The organism is Archangium primigenium, assembly GCF_016904885.1.
Classification (GTDB): Bacteria; Myxococcota; Myxococcia; order Myxococcales; family Myxococcaceae; genus Cystobacter; species Cystobacter primigenius.
In genome coordinates this window covers 1413995-1435394 of the sequence record NZ_JADWYI010000001.1, presented here as the reverse complement: position 1 = coordinate 1435394, position 21400 = coordinate 1413995, and the positions used below count along the sequence as shown (strand labels likewise).

At 70.6% G+C, this 21400-nt stretch carries 21 protein-coding genes; 12 read left to right on the top strand and 9 right to left on the bottom strand.

Translation table 11 applies throughout. The annotated features are described in order from the left end of the window. The 3 genes from I3V78_RS06250 to I3V78_RS06240 form a co-directional block, all read right to left on the bottom strand. Positions 1-573 (bottom strand): MarR family winged helix-turn-helix transcriptional regulator, encoded by a 573-nt coding sequence (locus tag I3V78_RS06250; RefSeq protein WP_239576321.1) that lies wholly within the window; start codon positions 571-573, stop codon positions 1-3. 60 nt (positions 574-633) lie between these two features. Then, positions 634-2034 carry an RHS repeat domain-containing protein gene (locus I3V78_RS06245; RefSeq protein ID WP_204485399.1) on the bottom strand — a complete coding sequence of 467 codons (1401 nt, stop codon included), beginning with the start codon at positions 2032-2034 and terminating at the stop codon, positions 634-636. A 159-nt stretch (positions 2035-2193) separates the two neighbouring features. Beyond that, positions 2194-2769, bottom strand: a complete 576-nt coding sequence (locus tag I3V78_RS06240; RefSeq protein WP_204485398.1) for a HutD/Ves family protein — start codon at positions 2767-2769, stop codon at positions 2194-2196. A 138-nt stretch (positions 2770-2907) separates the two neighbouring features. Here I3V78_RS06240 and I3V78_RS06235 point away from each other — a divergent pair, with 138 nt between their 5' ends. Continuing rightward, positions 2908-5463, top strand: coding sequence for a M1 family metallopeptidase (locus I3V78_RS06235; RefSeq protein ID WP_204485397.1), 2556 nt, complete (start codon positions 2908-2910; stop codon positions 5461-5463). 19 nt (positions 5464-5482) lie between these two features. Here I3V78_RS06235 and I3V78_RS06230 read toward each other — a convergent pair whose 3' ends face one another. Further along, positions 5483-6547 (bottom strand): hypothetical protein, encoded by a 1065-nt coding sequence (locus I3V78_RS06230; RefSeq protein WP_204485396.1) that lies wholly within the window; start codon positions 6545-6547, stop codon positions 5483-5485. A 92-nt stretch (positions 6548-6639) separates the two neighbouring features. Beyond that, a complete protein-coding gene (locus I3V78_RS06225) occupies positions 6640-7707 on the bottom strand; it encodes a DUF2804 domain-containing protein (protein ID WP_204485395.1) in 1068 nt (355 codons plus the stop codon). Positions 7708-7891: 184 nt separating this feature from the next. On the opposite strand from I3V78_RS06225, the gene I3V78_RS06220 reads away from it, so the two are divergent. The 5 genes from I3V78_RS06220 to I3V78_RS06200 all read left to right on the top strand — a co-directional run bounded on the left by I3V78_RS06220 (position 7892) and on the right by I3V78_RS06200 (position 11650). Further along, complete coding sequence (locus tag I3V78_RS06220) at positions 7892-8731, top strand: SDR family oxidoreductase (protein ID WP_204485394.1); 840 nt, start codon at positions 7892-7894, stop codon at positions 8729-8731. Between the two features lie 12 nt (positions 8732-8743). Further along, positions 8744-9796: an MBL fold metallo-hydrolase gene (locus I3V78_RS06215; protein ID WP_204485393.1), complete on the top strand. Its 1053-nt coding sequence runs from the start codon at positions 8744-8746 to the stop codon at positions 9794-9796. Between the two features lie 102 nt (positions 9797-9898). Further along, positions 9899-10378, top strand: a complete 480-nt coding sequence (locus tag I3V78_RS06210; protein ID WP_204485392.1) for a DUF4126 family protein — start codon at positions 9899-9901, stop codon at positions 10376-10378. A 37-nt stretch (positions 10379-10415) separates the two neighbouring features. Then, positions 10416-11273, top strand: a complete 858-nt coding sequence (locus I3V78_RS06205; protein WP_204485391.1) for a TIGR02587 family membrane protein — start codon at positions 10416-10418, stop codon at positions 11271-11273. Next, positions 11270-11650 carry a hypothetical protein gene (locus I3V78_RS06200; protein WP_204485390.1) on the top strand — a complete coding sequence of 127 codons (381 nt, stop codon included), beginning with the start codon at positions 11270-11272 and terminating at the stop codon, positions 11648-11650. The genes I3V78_RS06205 and I3V78_RS06200 overlap by 4 nt, the downstream gene beginning before the upstream one ends. 49 nt (positions 11651-11699) lie before the next feature. On the opposite strand, the gene I3V78_RS06195 is transcribed toward I3V78_RS06200, so the two are convergent. From I3V78_RS06195 to I3V78_RS06180, 4 genes are read right to left on the bottom strand one after another with little or no spacing between them, the layout of a single operon-like run. After that, a complete protein-coding gene (locus I3V78_RS06195; protein ID WP_204485389.1) occupies positions 11700-13208 on the bottom strand; it encodes a hypothetical protein in 1509 nt (502 codons plus the stop codon). A 59-nt stretch (positions 13209-13267) separates the two neighbouring features. Beyond that, positions 13268-14440, bottom strand: a complete 1173-nt coding sequence (locus I3V78_RS06190; RefSeq protein ID WP_204485388.1) for an ABC transporter permease — start codon at positions 14438-14440, stop codon at positions 13268-13270. After that, positions 14437-15171 carry an ABC transporter ATP-binding protein gene (locus I3V78_RS06185; RefSeq protein ID WP_204485387.1) on the bottom strand — a complete coding sequence of 245 codons (735 nt, stop codon included), beginning with the start codon at positions 15169-15171 and terminating at the stop codon, positions 14437-14439. Before I3V78_RS06185 ends, I3V78_RS06190 begins: the two co-directional genes overlap by 4 nt. Then, positions 15168-16646 carry an alpha/beta hydrolase gene (locus tag I3V78_RS06180; RefSeq protein WP_338023847.1) on the bottom strand — a complete coding sequence of 493 codons (1479 nt, stop codon included), beginning with the start codon at positions 16644-16646 and terminating at the stop codon, positions 15168-15170. The genes I3V78_RS06185 and I3V78_RS06180 overlap by 4 nt, the downstream gene beginning before the upstream one ends. A gap of 86 nt (positions 16647-16732) precedes the next feature. Here I3V78_RS06180 and I3V78_RS06175 point away from each other — a divergent pair, with 86 nt between their 5' ends. From I3V78_RS06175 to I3V78_RS06150, 6 genes are all read left to right on the top strand, one after another. Beyond that, positions 16733-17578, top strand: coding sequence for an LEA/WHy family protein (locus I3V78_RS06175; RefSeq protein ID WP_204485386.1), 846 nt, complete (start codon positions 16733-16735; stop codon positions 17576-17578). Positions 17579-17690: 112 nt separating this feature from the next. Continuing rightward, positions 17691-18083 carry an aspartate 1-decarboxylase gene (panD, locus tag I3V78_RS06170; protein ID WP_204485385.1) on the top strand — a complete coding sequence of 131 codons (393 nt, stop codon included), beginning with the start codon at positions 17691-17693 and terminating at the stop codon, positions 18081-18083. Positions 18084-18205: 122 nt separating this feature from the next. Further along, positions 18206-18649, top strand: coding sequence for a hypothetical protein (locus I3V78_RS06165; RefSeq protein WP_204485384.1), 444 nt, complete (start codon positions 18206-18208; stop codon positions 18647-18649). A 39-nt stretch (positions 18650-18688) separates the two neighbouring features. Next, a complete protein-coding gene (locus I3V78_RS06160; RefSeq protein ID WP_204485383.1) occupies positions 18689-19306 on the top strand; it encodes an EcsC family protein in 618 nt (205 codons plus the stop codon). Between the two features lie 18 nt (positions 19307-19324). Further along, positions 19325-19825: a GGDEF domain-containing protein gene (locus I3V78_RS06155; protein WP_204485382.1), complete on the top strand. Its 501-nt coding sequence runs from the start codon at positions 19325-19327 to the stop codon at positions 19823-19825. Between the two features lie 176 nt (positions 19826-20001). Beyond that, positions 20002-21396 carry an FHA domain-containing protein gene (locus I3V78_RS06150; protein WP_204485381.1) on the top strand — a complete coding sequence of 465 codons (1395 nt, stop codon included), beginning with the start codon at positions 20002-20004 and terminating at the stop codon, positions 21394-21396. The last annotated feature ends 4 nt before the right edge of the window (positions 21397-21400 follow it).

Below are 21400 nucleotides of genomic sequence, written 5' to 3'. Positions count from 1 at the left end.
TCAGGGGCGCGACTTCCTCGGAGCCGCCTTCCTGACCGCCCGCTTGCGCGCGGGCGCCCGGACCCGCCGCGTGGACGGCGTGGGCGCCTCGGGCTCGGCGTCGTCCGCGCCCAGGGGAAGCTGGCGGGAGTCGAGCAGGGCCAGGGTGCGCTCCAGGGGATCCAGCGCCCGGCCCAGCAGCGACAGCTCCTCGTCCGAGGCCTGGAAGTGCGAGGCCAGCTCCCGCGTCAGGGCCTGCTGGACCGCGTCACTCACCGCGATGCCCGTCTTGGTCAGCACCAGACGCAGCCGGCGGCGATCGTCCGCCTCCATCTCCCGCCGCACGTAGCCCTGGCGCTCCAGCCGGTCGAGCAGCCCGGTGATGACCGCCGGCGTCACCATGAGCCGCCGCGCCAGCACCCCGGGAGAGGACACCCCGGAGCGCATGGCGGAGACCACGCTCAACTGGCGCATGCTCAGCCCCTGCCCCCAATGCTTCGCCTGCACGCTCGCCGCCGCCCAGCGGTGCAGGGGGGGCAACAATCGCAGGACCCGGAGCGCGAGCGCCTCGGTGGAGGGGGTGGGAGTCGGCATCCGGGAATCCTATGCGCGACGCCGGGAAAAACGTCGGGCTTCGCGCGGGTGGACCCGGCGTCAATGACAGTCGTACGTGTAGTCGACGGACGTGGCCCGCTGGGGATTCGCGGGGAGGCTGAAGCACTCGGTGCGCAGCCGCGCGCCCCGGGCATCCCGCGAATAGGTGCAGCGCGCATCCACGAGGCCGTCCCCATCCTCGTCCGTGTCCTCGTGGTGCGCCAGGGACGTGCCGCACAGGTAGGTGGTGCGCCAGGTCGACAGCCGCGTGACGGAGCCGGCGCGGGAGGACTGCTCGGAGAGGTTCCACATCACCCCCAGCCGGCCATCGCCGTCGTAGACGTGCGTCAGGGTGTCGCTCTCGCGGCCCGCCAGGGAGTTGGCGCCCGAGCGGGTCTGCAGGAGCCGTCCCGCCGTGTCGTAGGACCACGACGCGTAGGTCGACCGTTCATCGCCGCTCTGGTGGTTGTTCCAGTCCGTACGGATGCGGCGGCCCTGGGCGTCGAACTCGTCCACGGTCCGGCCCGAGTCCTCGTGGTAGCGCGAGGCGCGCTGCATGTGACCGTTCGCGTGGTAGGTGAAGCTCTCGCTCCGAGGGGTGTAGGAGTCCTGGTCGACGCGGTCGTACTCGCGCAGCAGGCGGCCCGCGTCGTCGTACGCGAAGAAGGTGGAGCGCCACACGGTGCCCGCGGTGTCTTCCAGGTCGATGCGCGCGAGCCGCTCGCCCACGTAGAAGTAGCGCAGCGAGGCCCGCACCTCGCCCGAGCGCTCCTGGTCCACCCGGATGAGCCGCGTGTCCGCGTAGACGTAGCGCGAGAGGGTTCCCTCCGGATCCGAGGAGCTCGTGAGCGTGCGCGAGAGCAGCCGGCGCTGGGCGTCGTAGGTGGACTCCGTCTGGGACCACTTCCCCTGGGCCAGCTCGTCCAGGCGCTCGAACACCTGGAGCCCCTGCGCCCACCGCCAGGTCTCCACCTGGGTGGACACGCCCTGGGCGTTCACGCGCCGGTCCTCCACCGGGCGGCCCTCGGCGTCATAACGCTGGAGCCGGGAGCCCTGGCTGGACGTGGTCCGCACCTCACAGGCGCTGGCCTCCTGGGGCGGCGAGGTGCCGGTCCAGACCACGCAGTCCTCGGGGGGCAGGGAGCCCGCGAAGCCGCCATCCGTGCCAGGAGTGCCGGCGTCCAGGTTCGGGATCCCCGCGTCCGTGCCCGGCGGGAGTCCCGCGTCCGTGTCCGGTGTCCCCGCGTCGGACCCAGGGGTCCCCGCGTCCGTGTCCGGCGGGAGCCCCCCGTCCGTGTCCGGCGCGCCCGCGTCCGGGGTCGGCGCGCCCGCGTCGGTCGTGCCCCCGTCGGCGCCGGGCGTCTGGGGATCCGTCGGGGAGCCCGACGGCGGCGCGGGCTGGATGGGCACCTCCGTGGGCTCCTCGGACGAGCCACATGCCGTGAGCGTCAGCAATGACACCGATACGCACCCCAGAAGCCGCCGCCACGTCATGCCCATGCCTCCCGGTCAGGAAGGGGCAACGTAGGCACACACGAAGGGGCCGCCAGTGGCCCGCCGGGGAACGGCTGGACTCACCGTCCGCTTCGTGCACTTTTCATCCGATACGCCCCCGGAAGCTCACGCCGGTGACGACAGGCGGATGACCAGCACGTGGGCCTCGGAGACGCCCTGGAGGCGCAGGACCCCAGGGGCGTCCCACTCCAGCAGGTCCTCCGCGGCGAGCAGGTCGTCCCCCACCCGGGCCTGGCCGGACAGGCCATACAGCCACAGCGTGCCCGCCTCCGGCCCGAGGTCCCGGCGCTCCCCCGCCGCCAGGAGCACCCGCTCCACCACGGCCGAGCCCAGGCTCCGGTCCACCATCACGTTGAAGTCCCGCACGGGCCCGCCCAGCAGACGGCAGTCGCACGCGACGTCCCCCGGGAAGGCGAAGGGCGGGCTCGTCGGCCGCAGCGCCACCTCCCCCGCGCCGTCCGCCAGGGTGAGCCCCAGGCCCGTGCCCTCCAGCACCACCAGCGTCCGGTCCACGCCGGCAAAGAGCGAGAAGGGGCCGGACGTGGCGACCGTGGCGATCGACAAGCGCACCCGGAAGTCCTGGGGATGCCGGGGGTGCGGCCAGCGCAAGAGCTCCCGCGTCACCCCGCCCCCGTTCTTCCAGGGCATGTCCTGATAGTCCTCCACGCCTCGCCGTCGCATGCGCGCCTCCCGTCCGGGTGTGTGTGGGCCATTCAACCACACCCGGGAGGGGGACGCTCCACTGGCCGTTGCCCGGTGGACGGCGGCACGTCATCGCGCCCGGCAAGCGCTCGCACTGCCGTTAGAGTCGCGCCCCCTATGACTCACGTCACAGAAGACAAGAACTTCCGGCTGCCCCTCTCCGTCCGCCCCCACCGCTACATGGCGACCCTGACGCTCGACATGGAGGCGCGCGCCTTCACGGGCGTGCAGACCATCGAGCTGGCGCTGGACAAGCCCACCGACGAAATCATCCTGCACGCCATCGCGCTCAAGCTGGGCGAGGTGCTCTTTCGCACCGAGGACGGGCGCATCATCCTGCCCAGCGACTCGCGCGAGGTGACCCAGAGCGAGACGGTGGTGGTGCGCTTCGCCGAGCAACTGCCCGCGGGCAAGGGCGCGCTGGACGTGGCGTGGACGGGCCGCTTCACCGAGGGCCTGCGCGGCCTGTACATGGCGGGCAAGGTGGCGGCCACCCAGTTCGAGGCGGCGGATGCCCGGCGGCTCTTTCCCTGCTTCGACGAGCCGTCCTTCAAGGCGCGCTGGGCGCTCACCGTGCAGGTGCCCTCGGGGCTCACCGCGCTGAGCAACGGCGCCATCGAGCGCGAGGAGTCCGACGGCCACGTGCGCAAGCTCACCTTCAAGGAGACGGAGGTGCTCAGCTCCTACCTCATCGCGCTCGTGGTGGGGCCGCTGGTGGGCACGCCCGAGGAGCACGTGGAGGGCATTCCGGTGCGCACCTGGGCGCTGCCGGAGAAGGCGCACCTCACGCGCTTCGGCCAGGACGCGGCGCTCGCCGCCCTGCCCCGGCTCCAGGCCTACTTCGGCCTGCCCTACGCCTTTGGCAAGGTGGACCAGGTGGGCATCCCGGACTTCGAGGCCGGCGCCATGGAGAACGCGGGCCTCATCACCTACCGGGAGATCGCGCTCCTCTTGGACCCGGCCACCGCGCCCCTGTCCGTGCAGAAGCGCGTGGCGGAGGTGGTGACGCACGAGCTGGCGCACCAGTGGTTCGGCAACTGGGTGACCATGGTGTGGTGGGACGACCTGTGGCTCAACGAGGCCTTCGCCACGTGGATGGCGTACAAGATCGTCGACGACTGGAAGCCCGAGTGGCGGGTGTGGCTGGACTTCGACGCGGGCAAGGCCGCGGCGCTGCACCTGGACGCGCTGCGCTCCACGCACCCCATCCGCGGGGAGGTGCGCAACGCGCACGAGGCCGGTGAGAGCTTCGACCTCATCACCTACGAGAAGGGCGGCGCGGTGCTGCGCATGATCGAGGGCTTCCTCGGCCAGGACGCCTTCCGCGAGGGCATGCGCCAGTACATGCGCACGCACGCGCGCGCCAACGCCGTGGCGGATGACCTGTGGCGCGCGCTCGCCAACGCCTCGTCGCAGCCGGTGCTGGAGCTGGCCAACGCGTGGATCGGCCAGAACGGCTACCCGCTGGTGGGCGTGGCGGTGCAGGGGCGCAAGGTGACGCTCACCCAGCAGCGCTACTACTCCGAGCCCGGGGTGAAGAGCGGCGAGCGCTGGCCGGTGCCCATGGTGCTGCGCTACGCGGACGCGGGCGGGGTGCGCGAGCAGCGGGTGCTCCTGCGCGAGAGCACGGCCGAGGTGACGCTGGAGGGCACGGGCGAGGTGAAGTGGCTGTGCGCCAACGCGGGCTCCACGGGCTTCTACCGCGTGCGCTACGACGCCTCGGGGCTCGAGCGGCTGTCGGCGAACGTGGACGCGCTGGAGCCCAGCGAGCGCATCTCCCTGCTCGCGGACCAGTGGGCGCTCGCGCGCAGCGGCCAGGCGACGCTGGCGGCCTACCTGGAGCTGGCGGGCCGCTTCGGCCACGAGGAGGACGACGCGGTGCTCGACGAGCTGGTGGGTCGGCTCGCCTACGTGGAGAACCGGCTCGTGGAGGGCGAGGACCAGGAGCACTTCCGCCGCTGGGTGGAGAAGCTGCTCGGCGCGGGCCTCAAGACGCTCGGCTGGAACGCGGCGCCCGGGGAGACGGACCGGGTGAAGCTCCGGCGCGCGGTGCTCGTGCGGGCGCTGGGCGGCGTGGCGCGCAGCCCCGAGGTCATCGCCGAGGCGCGGCCCCGCGTGCTGCGCGCGCTGGACGGCGACACGTCCGCGCTCGAGCCCAACCTGCTCGACGCGGCGGTGGGCATGGTGGCGCGCGGCGGCGACCGGGCGCTCTACGAGAAGATCTTGGAGAAGATGCCCGGCGAGCCGGACCCCGCCACCCAGCGCCGCTACCTCATGGCGCTCACCGCCTTCGAGGAGCCCCAGCTCGCCGAGGCGGCGCAGCAGCTCTTCTTCACCGAGAAGGTGAAGATGCAGGACGTGGCGAGCTTCCTGTCCGGGCTCATCAACAACCGCACGGGCCGCGACGCCTGGTGGTCCCAGAAGCAGAAGCGCTGGAAGGACGTGCTCGCGCGCACCGGCATGGCGCCCATGCTGCTGCGCCGGGTGGTGGAGTCCCTGGGCGCGCTGCGCGAGCGCTCGCAGCTCGACGAGGTGCGCCGGCTGCTCTCGGCCCACCCCGTGGAGGAGGCCAAGCAGGCCACGGGCCAGACGCTGGAGCGGCTCGAGCAGGACGTGGTGCTGCGCGAGCGCGCCCTGCCCGAGGTACGCACCTGGCTCAAGGGCCAGAAGTAGGCGGCCGGGCCGCCCGGGCTCAGCCCTGGTAGTCCAGGTCCGGGGGAGGCTCCTCGTCCGAGGCGGGCGGGGCCTCCTCGGGCTTGGGGCGCGCCGGAATCAAGTGGCGCGCGATGGCGGCGTCGATCGCCAGCACCCCGAAGAGATAGACCCAGGGGCCCGGGCTGTAGACGTTGTTCATGAGCACCAGCCACATGGACAGCCACAGCGCCATGAGGATGAGGAACATGGGGTGCAGCCCGCCCAGCCCCCGGTGCTTCACCGCGTAGCACCCGAGCCCGAGCAGCACCGTCTGGGTGAGCACCGCCAGGGGCAGCTCGCCGCCGGACAGGCTCGGCACATGGCCGAAGGCCCGCACCCACGGCAGCAGCAGCGAAAAGGAGCAGAGCACCACCCCGAGCACCGTCCAGCGGTGCAGGCCGGGGTGTGTCGCCTCCGCCTCCGCCCGCAGGTCCTCGTCCCGGGGCAGCAGGAAGAAGAAGCGGCGGCCCTGCTCGTAGCCGAGCACGCCCGCGGCCAGCATCCACAACAGGGACACGGGCCCGTAGCCCACCATCAACAGGGCATAGGCGCAGGTGACCAGGGTGAAGGCCAGGACACTCTCCGGCCGCCAGAGCGCCCCGGGCAGACTGTCGAGCGCGGCGGGATAGGCCTCCACGAAGCGGCCCTCGTCCCGGGTCGGCGCCTCGCTCACCTCGCGCCACTCGCGCAGGCCCACCAGCACGCCCCACCCCAGCATCACCCCCGAGCCCAGCCAGCCAATGCCCGACACGAAGGGCGCGCACGAGAGCAGCAGCGCCAGCCCCACCAGGCCCAGGCCCAGGAAGGTCAACGAGCCCCCGGGCAGCTGCCCATGGAGGGCCGGGCTCTCCAGGAGGTTCACGAAGACGTCGCCCACCTGCCCCGCCCCCGCGCGCACCGGCGCGAGCACCTGCTCCACGCGCTCCCACACGGAGGGCTGAGGTTGCCAGTCGCCGTCGGCGTCCTGGCCCCCATCGGGCGAGACGCCGAACGTCTCGCCGCACTCCACGCAATAGCCGAGCGACTCATCGGCGATGATCAGACCGCAGTTCGAGCAGTTCATGGGACTCCGCGCACGCGGGACGAGCTTACGTCAGCCCCTCGGCCTCCCACCAACGCCCGCTCGCCCGCCCGCTCCGGGGACGGGCCCGCGCCTCACCAGAGCATGTCCTGATCCTCGGTGACGCCGGGGACGTCGGTCAGCGCGTACGTGCGGCCCTCGGCGCGCAGGGTGCCCGAGAAGAGGCCGATGGGCTGGGCGAACTGGCTCACCACCACCTTGAAGTCGTGGTGCTCGCGGTGCACGTGCAGGGGCTGGAAGGACAGGTCCACGGCCCGGTCGTCCGTCCACAGCCGCCAGGTCCCCATGAGATCCTCGCGGTTGTACTCGAAGTGCGCGCGCCCCAGGGGGATGAGCCGGTCGCCCAGCCACAGCGCGTTCTCGTTCACCTGGGAGCTCTCGTTGAAGCCCTCCACCAGGTTGAGCCCCACGGGCGTGCCATCCGGCAGCCGCCCGGCCATGAAGGCCCAGCGCCACGCGGTGTGCCGGGCCAGGTAGCCCTGGGTGTAGTCCGTGCCCGCCACGCCCCCGTCCAACTGGAAGCGCTTGCCACCCGCCTCCAGCGTGCCCGAGGTGAGCATGCCCGCGCGCTTCTGGGTGACGTTGACGAAGCCGTCCTCCGGCACCGGGGCGATCACCGTGAGCGCCGGCGGCCCCCCGGCCACCATCATCGTCCCATTCCACTGGAAGGACTGGAGGCTGCCCGTGCGCAGCCGGCTCACGTCCACGTGGATTTGATAGTGCTCGTCCTCGAGCCCCCGGCGGGCGGACATGCGGCCCCCGAGCGTGCGGAACGAGGCCGCCAGGCCCGCGCCCGGCTTGTTGCTCACCTCCACCAGGGGCCCCGGCACGCCCAGGAAGCTCACGTCGCAGAGCGCCTTGCGGGTCTTCAAGTCCAGCGCTACCGCGAAGGCATTGGACGAGTAGCCCACATCCACCACCGCGAACAGCGCCACCACCTCCTGGGTAGCCGCCAGGGTGTAATGCCAGCGCTTGCGCTTGAGCAGCCGGTCCCGCGCCGCCGCCGGCGCCCACCGGCCCGCCAGGCGTTGCAGGTCCACCTCGGGCAATTCGCCCTGGTAGGTGCCAAACCGCGGTTCTCCCGTCGCCGTGGCCACGGAGGCCGGCACGGGCAACAAGGTGACTTCTCGCTCCGGTGTCATGGTGCCTCCCAGGGTGAGGCCATTCGCTTCCACCTGTCACGTTGGCCAGGGGAACGAGTGGGCACTCGCGCACGGAAAATCCAGTCGAAGTGTGCGCCACTGGTTGGAATCCGGGAAGCCTGGAGGGCCGAACGGGATAGAACCCGCCCCCACCGCCCACTCCCCGGGCGCACGGAGGTCGCACATGGCGCGCGTCGCACTCATCACGGGAACCTCTTCCGGCATTGGCCTCGACACGGCCGTCCACCTGGCCCAGGCCGGCTTCCACACCGTCGCCACCCTGCGCGACCCCGCCCGGGCCAGGGCCCTCCAGGAGCGCGCCCGGGCCGCCGGGGTCTCCCTGGACATCCAGCCCCTGGACGTGGCGAGCGACGCGTCCGTGAGCGCCTGCGTGCGCGGGGTGCTCGAGCGCCACGGGCGCATCGACGTGCTCGTCAACAACGCGGGCGCGGGCTTCCTCGGCACGCTGGAGCAGACGTCGCTGGAGGCGCTGCGCTCGGTGATGGAGGTGAACTTCTTTGGCGTGTGGCGCATGACGCAGGCCGTCTTCCCCGTCATGCGCGAGGCGAAGTCCGGCCGCATCATCACCGTGACGAGCGTGGGCGGCCTCGTGGGCCAGCCCTTCAACGACGCCTACTGCGCGGCCAAGTTCGCCTGTGAGGGTTTCCTGGAGAGCCTCGCCCCCGTGGCGCGCACGCTCGGCATCCACCTGTCCAACATCGAGCCGGGCCCGGTGAACACCGAGTTCGTCACCCACGTGAAGGCGAAGATCAGCGGCCAGCCCTCGCCCGGGGACGCGCACTACCAGCCCCTGCTGGAGCGCTACATGGCCGGCTCCGCGGCGGTCTACCAGCATGCGCAGACAGGCGAGGACATCGCGCGCATCATCGTGGAGGCGGCCACCGTCCCCGAGCCCCACTTCCGCTACGCCACGTCCGACCTGGTGCGACAGGTGGCGGGCCGCAAGTACACGGACCTGACCGGCGACGCGCTGGTGAACATGATGGGCGCCCGGCTGAAGTGACATGATGGCGGCATGACCTCGCCGCGCGCCGCCTTGCCCTGGCTCGTGCTCGCCCTGAGCACGAGCGGCTGTCTCTTCTCCGCCCCCACCTGGAAGGGCACCCCAAGCGACCACTTCGACGGCGAGCGCTTCGTCAACCGCGAGCCCCGCCCCCGGACGATGAGCGCCCTGGAGTGGGTGGCCACACGCAAGCCCGGCGCGTGGAAGGAGCGGCTGGACGCGCTCCACGGCCCGCCGCCCCCCCAGCGCGTGGGCCGGGGCGACCTGCGCGTGACGTTCATCAACCACGCCACGGTGCTCCTGCAGTTCGACGGGCTCAACGTCCTCACGGACCCCATCTACAGCGAGCGCTGCAGCCCGGTGTCCTTCGCGGGCCCCAAGCGCATGCGCCCCCCGGGCATCCGCTTCGAGGATCTGCCCCCCATCGACGTGGTGGTCATCAGCCACAACCACTACGACCACATGGACGTGCCCACGCTGCTGCGGCTCCAGGAGCGCTTCCCCGAGGTGCGCGTCTTCGCGGGCCTGGGCAACCGCGCGTTCCTCCTGGGCGAGGGCCTGCGCCACGTCACCGACGTGGACTGGTGGCAGGAGTTCCCCCTCGCGCCGGAGGTGACGCTGGTGAGCGCGCGCACCCAGCACTTCTCCAACCGGGGGCTCGGGGACGCCAACGGCACGCTGTGGACGGGCTACGTCTTCCGGGGGCCACACGGGCGCACCTACTTCGCGGGAGACACGGCCGCGGGCGGCCAGTTCACCGAGGCCCGGGAGAAGCTGGGCCCCATGCGGCTCGCGGTGCTGCCCATCGGCGCCTACAAGCCCGAGGGCATCATGTCCCCGGTGCACGTGTCCCCCCGCGAGGCGGTGCAGGCCAGCGTGGACCTGGGCGCCCGCTACAGCGTGCCCATGCACTACGGGACGTTCCGGCTCGCGGACGATGGTGAGACGGAGCCCTTGTGGGACCTGGCCGGCGCGCTCGTCGAGCGGGGCGCCCAGGCCCCCGAGTGGTGGGTGCTGGCGTTCGGCGAGGGCCGGGACGTGCCCCCCATGGCGCGGGAGGAATAAGGAGCAGCCAGGCAGGCGAGCCCTGGTGTGGGGAATGGTCGCTCGCGAGGTCCATCCGCATCCTGTTGGGAAGACCAGCGCAGGCAGCCGAGGGGTGGACACATGAAGCGCAGCGACGTGGTGACGGCCGCGGGAATGGGAGCGATGGCGGGGATGCGGGTGCTGAGCGCTCCGGCGTTCATGAGCCAGCAGATGGCCGAGGACGGCGTCCCGCCCAAGGCGAGCCCGGTGGAGGAGATCCTGGCCTCGTCCACGGTGGCGCGCGCCCTGCCGCTGCTCGCGTTCGGCGAGTTCATCCTCGACAAGCTGCCGGGCATGCCGCCCCGACTCGGCACGCCGGGCCTGCTGGTGCGCGGCATCTCCGGTGCGCTGGTGGGCATGGCCCTGGCGCGGCACAAGAAGGTCCCGGTGGTGGGCCTGGCCGTGGTGGGCGCGGCGGCGTCGCTGGTGTCCTCGTTCGTTCTCTATTCGGCGCGTCGGCTCGCCACCGAGCGGATGCACGTGCCCAACGTCATCGCGGGCTTCCTCGAGGACGCGCTGGTGACCTCGGTCGGCATGCGCCTGGCGACGAAGCTGGGCTGAACCGACGGCGCCCTCGGGCGGGAGGACGGTGGAACCCATGGGTGAACCGCGCCCGCCGGAGGACCGCCACCAGGCGGTCATGAAGTCCCTGCGCGAGTATGGCCGGGGGCTCGCCGGAGGGCTGCTCTTCAGTCTTCCCCTGCTCTACACCATGGAAGTCTGGTGGGCGGGCTTCATCGCCCGCCCCGGGCACCTGCTGCTGTACCTGGCGGCCACGTTCGTGCTGCTGCTCGGCTACAACCGCTATGGGGGCTTTCGCCAGGACGTGACCTGGAGCGAGGTGCTCACCGACTCGGTGGAGGAGCTGGGCCTGGGACTGCTCGTGTCCGCGGCCGTGCTCTTCCTCATTGGCCAGCTGACCGTGGACAGCTCGTGGCAGGAAGTGGTGGGCAAGGTGACGGTGGAGGCGGGCACCGTGGCCATTGGCGTCTCCGTGGGCACCGCGCAGCTCGGCGGCGGCGGGGGCGAGGACGCGAAGGAGAAGAAGCGCGACGCGGCGGACCATGTCCCCGGGCAGCTCGTCATCGGCTTCTGTGGCGCGGTGCTCTTCGCGAGCAACGTGGCGCCCACCGAGGAGATCCTGAAGATCGCCGTGGAGGACTCGCCCTGGAAGCTGCTCGGCACGGCGGTCCTGTCACTGCTGTTGGGGGGCCTCATCCTCTATCACGTCGACTTCAAGCGGGCCCATCGCCTCACCCGTCGGCACGTGGCCTGGGACATGGTGTGGGGCACCCTCGTCACCTATGCGCTGGCGCTGGTGTCGAGCGCGCTGGTGTTGTGGTTCTTCGGGCGCTTCAAGGACACGGGCCTGTTCGTCTGCGTGGCGCAGGTGGTGGTGCTGGGCCTGGCGGGGACCCTGGGCGCTTCGGCGGGAAGGCTGCTCATCCAATCATGAGAGCGAACCGGAACTGGCTGGAGAGGAGTGTCTTCACGGGGAGCACCCTGCTCGTGGTGGCGGTGCTGGGCTTGCTGGCCGTGGACGCGTGGAGCGGGAAGGACGCGCCGCCGGACCTGAGCATCCACCTGGGAACGCCGCTGAAAGGAGCGCACGGCTGGCGCGTTCCCGTCCGGGTGATGAACCAGGGAGACGAGACGGCCGAGCAGGTGCGCGTGGCGGTGGTCTGGACCCAGGGAGGCCAGGTGCGGGAGCGCGCGGAGCTCCAGCTGGACTACGTGCCCCGGCACTCGCGCAGGAACGGCTGGGTTTCATTCACCCAGGAGCCTGGCCCCGCCGAGTTGAAGGCCCACTCGCTCGGCTACGCGACACCTTGAGTTGAGTCACGGATGGCTCACGCCGTGTTCACCCGCCGGCGGGCTTCCTTCAGAACGACAGCCATTGGGCCGCTGACGTCTCGTCCCCGAAGCCCCAGTTGTTGAGGTTGACCGACGTGGGCGCGCCCGTCCCCACCAGGTCCTTGGTCTTCCCGCTGTAGTTCGAGTCCTTGTAGAGCCGGACGCGATAGCCGGGAGGAATGCAGTAGCGGACCGCCGAGGCCTTGTCGTTGAAGTTGTCGACGTTGCTGAATCGGGCCCAGTTTTTCTGGAAGCGATCCGCGTAGTCGAAGATGAAGCCCCGGTCACTGAAGTTGGAGTCGTCGTAGAAGTCGACGAAAGCCTGGTTGATGTCGTAACCACAGGCGGCGTTGGGGAAGATGCTCCGGTACTCCATCATCTTCACCGAGCCCCCAGGACCATCATCCGCGTGCTCGGTGACATAAAGCAGCAGATTGCGATCCCGGTCCACGAAGGCGCCCCCCGCGGCGTCGAAGTTGCACTGCCGCGAGCCATCATTGCTGCAATAGAAGTGCTTGGAGGCGACACTCCGGATGGTCACGTTGGGAGTGAGCGTGATCTCGTAGAGGTGGGCATAGTCATCGCTCACCGCGCCCCAGCGCAGCCCTCCGAGCCGCGTGCCGATCAAATACAGCCGCCCCTCGCCGCAATCCGTGACGAAGTTCAGGCTCTGAAAGGCGCCCCACTCCCCCGACGCGATCTCCGCTTGGGTCCAGGTGTCGTAGGGCTCCCAGGTGGTGGAGGGGGAGAGCACCGGGGTGGACGAGCGATAGAATTCGAGCGTCTTCGCATCCCCCTGTCCAATGACGAGCATGAAGTGTCCGTCGTCGAGCTTCGTCAAGGATGCGGTCCCCGCGGCGTTGCTGGCTCCGGGAACCGTGCCAAGCCAGACCGGGTTGGAGGGATCGCCGTAGTCGTAGAGCACCACCTTGCCACCGCCCGGACCCTCCTCCAGGGGAAGGGCGACGATGTTGCCGGAAGCCTGGAGCCCACCGCCATACTTGTACCCATCTCCCGCCCCCAATCCAGCCACCACCCGATCCACCGAGAAGGGTGAGGTGTCCTCGGGTTGGGAGGTCCCATAGGACAGTCGGTTGGAACGCAGGCGTTGGCCCGCCGTATCACGCGACTCCATGAACACGGAGTGAGCCACATAGGCGGACGAGGCACTCCGGCCATCCCGCTTGGACACGACGAAGTAGCGCCCCTGGCCACTCTTCAACCGCTGGATGCCCTCCAGGTGATCGCTGCTCGGATAGGCCAGGTTGAGGTCGTAGCCCCCCGCGTGGAAACCCAGGGGCTCGCCATGGTCCCGCAGGTTGTTGAACGCCGAGACGACCCCGTTGACGCACAGGTTGCAATCCGTGTCGCCCCAGCCACACCGGGTGTCACCCGCGAGCCCGGTGAGCGCGAACGTCCGCTGCTCGGGTCCGGCGCTCTCTTCCGCTCGGGGGTCGCACCCGGCTCCAGAGAAGAGGGCCGCGAGCCCCGCCAGGACCACCCCTCGTCCCCACCACGTCCGCTCATCGTGCTTCATGATTCGCTCCCACGGGAAAATCCTATTCATGGGAGAATGCACGAAAAACCGGTTTTTATTCAAGACCGCCCGAAGATGATGCGCTCGTCGGCGAGCAGGCGCGCCGTCCACGCGAGGAATACCCCCGCGAGCGCGGCACAGCTCGCCAATCCCAGCAGGAAGGGCAACACCCCCAGGGGCTCACCCCGAATTACCTCCTGGATGATCATCTCCTGGCCCAGCACCGGCACCGCGAACATCCACGTCTGGCTTTGCACGGGCGAGAGCACCAGCACCATGCCGGGAATCATCGGCAGGAGCATCAGCACCTGGATGTAGGTCTGGGCTTCCTTGAAGGAGCGCGCGAAGGTGGACAGGAGCATCTGCACCGCCGAGGCCATGAGCGCGAGCGGCAGCACGCCCGCCCACAGACACAGCACCGCCACGGCATCCAGCCGCACCTTCACGCCCAGGTCCTGCAGGGGCACCTGGGTCATCACCCCCACGAAGCCGAGCAGACACACCGTGGCCGCCACCACCGCGAACACCACCGCCGTCATCCACTTGCCCATCACCAGCGCCTCGCGCCGCACGGGGTTGAGCAGCAGGGACTCCAGCGAGCCGCGCTCGCGCTCGCCCGCCATGGCGTCGATGGCCACGTTCATCCCGCCCGAGAACGTCGCGAACACCAGGAAGATGGGGATGATGGTGAGCAGGGTCGCCGCCAGCCGCTCGGGCGTGGACAGGTCCACCTCCTCGACCTTCAAGGGCGCGGCCAGCTCCGGCGCCACGCCGCGCGCCAGCAGGCGCTGCGAGCCCAGCATCCCCGAGTACGCCGCGAGCAACTGCCGCGCGCGTTGCACCGTCTTGCGCGCCTGGTTGCGCGAGTTGTCCATCACCAGGTGCACCGCCGCCGAGTGACCCTCGGAGAAGTCCTTGCCGTAGGTGTCGGGGATGACGAGCACCGTGTCCACCTTGCCCGCCTGGATGAGCGCCTCGTAGTCCTGGGGCGCCTCGGACAGCTTCGCCCCCGCGCGCTCCAGGAACGCCACCAGGCTCGGCGCGTGCGTGCGGCCCACCACCGGCAGCTCCAGCGGCTTGTCCTCGCGCACCCAGGAGGCCATCACCGTGAACATCATCCCGAACAGGAGCGGCCCCATCAGCGTGAAGCCCACCGCGCTCGCCACCGAGCGCCGGTCGCGCAGATGGTCGCGCAGTTCCTTCTTGAAGACCGTGGAGAAGAGCGCCTTCACTGCATCAACCCCTGCTCACTGCCGATGACCGTCACGAAGGCCTCCTCGAGGCTGTCCTTGCCCGTGCGCGCGCGCAACTCGTCCGCCGTGCCGTCCGCCACCACCCGTCCCCGCGCCACCACGACGATGCGGTCGCACAGCGCCGCCACCTCCTGCATCACGTGGCTGGAGAACACGATGCAGTGCCCCCGCTCGCGCAGCCGCTGGATGAGCGTGCGCACCGCGCGGGTGCTCATCACGTCCAGACCGTTGGTGGGCTCGTCGAGCAGCACGTTGCGCGGCCCGTGCACCAGCGCCCGCGCCAGCGCCACCTTCATGCGCTCGCCCTGGCTGAAGCCCTCCGTGCGCCGGTCCGCGATCTCCCTCATGTCCAACAGCTCCACCAGCTCGCCGATGCGCTGGTCCAGTGCCGCGCCGGACAGGCCGTGCAGCTCACCCGCGTAGCGCACGTGCTCGCGCGCGGTGAGGCGCGGATAGAGGCCGCGCGCGTCCGGCAGCACGCCGATGGCCTGGCGCACCTCCAGGGGACGCTCGGCCACGTCCAACCCATCCACCGTGGCCTGGCCCCGATCCGGGCGGATGAGCGTGTAGAGCATGCGCAGGGTGGTCGTCTTGCCCGCGCCGTTGGGCCCGAGCAGCCCCGTCACCACGCCGTCCTCGGCGCGGAACGTCACGTCCTCCACGGCCGTCACCTGGCCAAAGCGCTTGTGCAGGTGCTTCACGTCGATCATGGCACCGGTCCCGCGAAGGAGGTGAAGAAGGGGGGCCGCACGAGCCCCTGGCCGCACTTGGCCTCGAGGCCGTCCACGCTCCCGCGCTGGAGGACGTCCGCCATCAAGGCCCGCGCGCAGCCAATGGAGCTGGTGCCATGGCCCACGCCGGGCAGCACCACGTGCAGGCTGTGCGGGAGCGTCTTCTGGGCGTCCTCGGCCCACGCGGGCGGCGTCACCGGATCCAGCTCCCCGGAGAGCAGGAGCACGGGCACGTCGGACGTCACCGGGTCGCGGTAGCCCTCGGGCACGCGGCCCCGGGGCCAGAAGTCGCACGGCCGGAGCATGTCGCGCAGGGCGCGCTCGCCCATCCACGTGTCCTTGGACTCGCGGGTGATGGCCGCGTCGGAGATGAGCGGCGCGTCCTCGGTGCACACCACGGACAGGAACAGGCCCTGGGCGAGGTTGCTGTCGTAGCCCCCGCTCATGTTGGCGTGGATGGCGACGAAGGGCCGCCAGTCCCCCTGGGTGGCCCGGTCGATGATGAGCGGCAGCATCGCCGCCGCCTCGGGCGAGTAGAGCAGGCCGCGCAGCGCCGCGGTGACGCCCGCGTGGGTGAGCGTCACGTCCTCGGGCGCGCCGGACAGGGGGTGGTCCACCCGCGTCTTCAAGGGCTCGCGCGAAAGCCGCGCGAGCAGCTCCTGGAAGCGGCCCCGCAGGTTCGGGTAGCGCTTCGTGCACACCGCGTCCTCCTCGCAGCTCGCGAAGAGCAGGTCCAACGAGCGCTGGCTGTCGCGCGCGACGTAGAGCGGCAGCAGGAGGGACATGGGCGCCACGCCGTCGAGGATGACCGAGCGCACGTGCTCCGGGTGCTGGCGCATGTACACGAGCGCGGCGCGCGTGCCGTAGGACACGCCCCAGAGGTTGAGCGTCTGGTAGCCGAGGGCCTGTCGCACCTCGTCCAGGTCATCCATGGCGATGGGCGTGGTGTACAGCCGCACGTCCGCGTCATAGCCCTTCAGGCACTCGCGGAAGGCCTGCTCCGGGAAGGTGTCGTCGAACTGGGCGGTGAGCGGCGCGTCGGGCGGCACGGGCTCGCACTTGAGCGGCCCCGAGTCACCCGTGCCCCGCTGGTCCACGAAGACGAGGTCGCGCTGGCGCTGGATGCGCTCGAGCAGGGGCATGACATGCCGGGCCAGCTTCGCGGCGCCCTGGCCGGGGCCTCCCGCCAGCAGCACCAGGGGATCCGGCCGCGGCGACGAGGCGAGCGCCGGCACCACGACGACCTTCAGGGGCACCTTGCGCCCCTGCTTCGCCACGCGGTCCTCCCACACCTCCAGGGTGCCGCACAGGGCCTGGCGGCCCACCCCCTCCAGCCGGCACGGTGTGAGCGCGAGCGTGCGCACCGGCTCGGCCTCCGCGCCCCGCTTGCACGCGGGCAGCCACAACAGGACCCACAGCAGCGCGGGCCACCACCGGAATTCGTACGGTTTCACGATGCTCAAGACTTACCATCCCCCTCCGGCCCGCGCACTGCTCGGGTGACGGCCCGTTCCTTTCGCCGTTGAATCGCACGCCGCCCATGCCCATGAAGACTCCCCGCTCCCGCCTCCTCGTCGCCACGGCCTGTCTGCTGATGCTCACCGGCTGCGCCGCCCTGCAGAACCTCTTCAAGAAGGCCTTCCAGAAGCCGCGCTTCACCTTCAAGACGGCGCGCCTGTCCCAGGCCTCGCTGTCCGACGCCACGGTGGACCTCGTCTACCAGCTCGACAACCCCAACCCCCTCGGCCTGAGCCTGGCCTCGGTGAACTACGCCTTCTTCGTCGAGGACAAGCAGGTGGTGGCCGGCACCCCGCCCACCGGGCTCAGCATCGCCGCCAAGGGCAAGTCGGACCTCGTCTTCCCCGCCAACGTGCGCTTCGCGGACCTGGTCCCCGTGGTGTCCACCTTCCTCAACAAGGACGCCGCGCGCTACCGGGCCCAGGGCTCCATCGGCGTGAAGACGCCCCTGGGCGTGCTCAGCTTCCCCCTGCAGCACGAGGGCACCTTCGAGATCCCCAAGGTGCCCCAGGTGCAGTTCAACGCCCCGCGCATCACCACCATGTCCCTGCAGGGCGCCACGGTGGAGTTCCCCCTGGTGGTGAAGAACCGCAACAGCTTCGCCCTGCCGGTGGCGGGCATCACCGGCGCCATGAAGATCGCCGGCGCCAACGTGGGCAACCTCTCCACCGGCAACCTCGGCATGCTCGAGCCCGGCGCCTCGCGCGAGCTCAAGCTGCCGCTCACCATCAACTTCGCCAGCGCCCTGTCCGCGGCCAACGCCCTGCGCTCGGGCAGCAGCGCCCAGGTGAAGATGGACGGCCAGCTGGTGTCCGGGTCCGAGCGCGTGCCGCTGGATATCTCTCAAGTCCTGAATTTCCTGCGTTGAGGGAGCCCGAGGGGGGCGCGAGCAGGCGGGCGGGCCATCCATTGTCCGTTGTCCGCTGGCGCGTCCCCCGTTACGGTTGCGCGGCAATCTTCCGGGAACCCCCGACATCCCCATGCGCCGAATCCTCTTCAAGTCCAAGATCCACCGCGCGACCGTGACCCAGGCCGACCTGGATTACGAAGGCTCGGTCACCATCGACCGCGACCTGCTGCACGCCGCCGACATCCTGCCCTTCGAGAAGGTGGCGGTGTGGAACGTGACGCAGGGCACCCGCCTGGAGACCTACGCGCTGGAGGGCGAGGCGGGCAGCGGCGTCATCTGCATCAACGGCGCGGCGGCGCACCTGAACAAGCCGGGCGACCTGGTCATCATCGCCACCTTCGCGGAGGTGGAGGAGAACGAGGCGCGCGGCTGGAAGCCCACGGTGGTGTTCGTGGACGCGGCCAACCGCGTCGTGCCCGGCATCCAAGAGGAGATCCCGGGCCCGGCCCGGCGCATCGCCTGAGCGCGGAGGGCCGGGCGTGGCTCGGCTTTACGCCCCCCTCCGGGCTTGCGATGCTCGGCGCCCATTCTGGCTCCCGCGAGGGAGCGGGGGGCGCCTGGAGCGTCCCCGAGGCGAGGGACGTGATGAAGCGGACGTGGGCATGTGGTGCCCTGCTCTGGGTGTGGGCGGGCTGTGGCACCGGCCGGGAGGCCTTCCGGCCCAACCCCAATGACGAGGACGTGTTCGTGGGGGCCATCCCCATCGTGCGCGCGCCCTTGCGCGAGCGGTGCGCCGGACACACGGGCCGCACGGCCCGCGCCGCCTGTGACGAGGCCCGCTACCTGGGCACCGAGTACACCCGCCGGCTGTCCGTGGGCGACGACGTGTGCCTGGAAGGCATGTACGGCGAGGAGCCGGGCGGGGCCTGCAAGGCGCGCGCGGCCGTCATCGACACGGCGCCCAATCAGATCAAGCTCGAGGTGCGCACGGCCAAGCCGGACTCGCGCTGGTTCCACTCCGAGATGCGCCATGCCTGGTACGAAGAGGGCGCGCTCGTGGACCTGTACCTCGCGGAGCGGGGTTACTAGCTCTCAACCATTCACGACTCGAGGGGAGGCCGCACGCACATGGCGTTCTACGATCCCATCACCGACGGGGTGAAGAAGCTCACTCCCGCGGAGCTCAAGAAGCTCGCGGACACGAAGCTCACGGATTTGGTGCGCCAGGAGGTGCCGCGCGCGCGCAAGCGCATCCTGGAGCTCGAGCAGCGCTACCCCTCGGCCAAGACGCGCGAGCGCGCCCAGCGGCTCATCGACGAGAAGAAGAGCGTGGCGAGCATGACCGGGGGGGTCTTCGGCGCGTTTGGCCTCGTGGGTCTGCCCATGGACCTCACGGTGATGGCCTGGTTGCAGCTCACCCTGCTCGTGGACCTGGCCACGCTCTACAAGGTCAACCTCAAGGGCGCGCGGGCGACCCACGAGCTCTTGGACCTGTATGGCTATTCCACCGGCGTGGGGCCCATGCAGCGCTCCGGGCCCCGGGTGCTCGGCAAGGTGGCCGAGGTGCTGCTCAAGAAGGGCGGCCTGGGGACGATCGGCCGGGCGATGCCCCTCGTGGCGGCGCCGGTGACGGCCTACCTCAACAACCAGCACATGCAGAAGGTGGGCGAGCACGCGGTGCGCTTCTACGAGGGCTTCGACAAGGCCCATGCCAAGACACGCGCCGCCTCGAGCAAGTCCGACTGACGTGTCCAGGCCAGAGCCATGAGCGAGCGCGCCCTCCAGGTATGTCTTCAGACCGGGGCCTACCTGCGGCCCCACTTCGAGCACCTGCTGGCCCGCGGCGTCTCCGACGCGCACGGCACCCGGATGCCGCTCACGCTGCTGTGGGTGGACCTGGACGAGACCCAGGAAGGCAATGACACCCACGGCCGCGAGGCCATGGACGTGGCCCTGGGCGCGCTGGTGGAGGAGTTCGCCGCGGCGCTGGATGGCCGGGGCCCCATCGGCCGGGTGGAGGGTGACGCCTTCGCCGCGAGCCTCTACGGGGTGACGGCGGACATGGGCGTGCGGCTGGCCGAGCGGGTGCGGCGGCGCTTCGCCGACCGGCGCTTCGCCTCGGAGGCGGGCGACTTCCAGGGCAGTGTGTCAGTGGGCGTGGCCATGCTGCGTCCCCATGAGCCCTATGGAAACTTGTTGGATGCGGCCGAGGCGGCCTGCATCCAGGCGAAGCAGGCCGGCCGGGGCCGCGTGGTGGCGCGTTAGATTTCCCGGGTGATTGGAAATCAGGAGACCCGGACCCCCGGGCGCTTCACACCCAGACAACACGGGAAGTCTTTGACGTCACGGTATAAACCTGGGAAAGCAGCCCTGGCATGCGTCGTGCTTGGAAGTCATAACGGCAGCCGGATGAACTGGCCCTCCTCCACCCAGGAGCACGCGTGTTCAACATCACTGTCGGGCTCATCGGAGATCGCAACACCCAGACGGGGACCCTGGCGGCGCGGGAAATCGCCATTGGCCGGGACCCGGGGAACGATCTCGTCCTCGATAACGGGAGCGTCTCGCGCACCCACTGCCGACTGGTCGCCATTGAAGGAGCCACCATTGTGCTGGATGAGAACTCGAAGAACGGAACCTGGCTCAACGGCAAACCCGTGGACCATCCGTGTGTCGTCCACTTCGAGGATGAACTGGTGATTGGCCCCTACACGCTGCGGGTCCAATCGCTCGTGGGACAGAACGCCTCGGGCGACAAGGGCTGGGGGGTCCAAATCCACCCGCGTCTGGGCACGTCCGGGGCCTCGGCGCGGGAGGGAACCGTGTTGTCGCGGGGATTGTCGACGCTCGAACAGAGGCGTCAGGAGCTGCGCTGGCTCATGCGCGAGCCGACCGCGCACCCGCATGTGGAGGGGCTGCTGCGGGCGGCCTTGCGCGACGCCGACCTGGAGGTGCGCATGACGGGGGCGCTGGCGGCCGCGCGGCTGCGCGCCCGCGAGCTCTTGCCCCTCTTGCAGGGCTCGGACACCCCCTCCCTGCTGCAGGAGGTGGACGCGCCGCGCGAGCGCCGGCTGCTGGAGCAGGTCTGGTACGGGGTCATCCGCTACCTCCAGGAGCGTCGGCAACCCACCGACACGGTGCCCGGGAGGGATCCGCTCAAGCCGCTGTGGCAGGTGCTGGTGGGCGCCCCGACCGTGACGGACGCGGCCTCCCTGCTCCTGCACGCGCTCAGCACGCCCCTGGAGACCGGCCCGGGCCCGGAGCGGCTCCCCGACGGCGTGGTGGAGGAGCAGGGCGAGTATGTCCTGGCCCGCTCGGGCCTGCCGCTGCGCTGGGTGGCGCCCGTGGAGCACCTGGTGGGCCCGCCCCCCAGCCGCCGCGTGCGGGCCCGGGGCTTCTTCGTCGCCCGGGTTCCGGTGGATCGCCTCCTGGTGAAGTGGATGGGTCAGCCGCAACCCAGCCGTGTCGCCCTTGACCATGAGCAGGTGTGGTTGGGTGCCTACAAGGAAGCCCAGCGCCTGTGTGTGCAATTGTCGCAGGTGGAGGGGGTGACGCTGCGGCTGCCCACGGCGGACGAGTGGGAGATGGCGGCGCGGGGGCCGGACGGCCGGCGCTACCCGTGGGGCAACCTGTCCCAGGAGAACTGGGAGGACTGCGCCTCGCCGTGGGGCGTGGAGCACCTGGTGGGGGACGTGCCCGAGTGGACGGTGGAGCCCGAGAGCGGCGCCCACCTGCTGCGCGGCGGCGTGGAGGCGCGCACGTGGGTGCGCCACCCCGTCTATCCCGGCGAGGAGGAGTTCGCCGCGGCCCTCAGGCCCGTGCTCGCCTGCGACTGAGGCG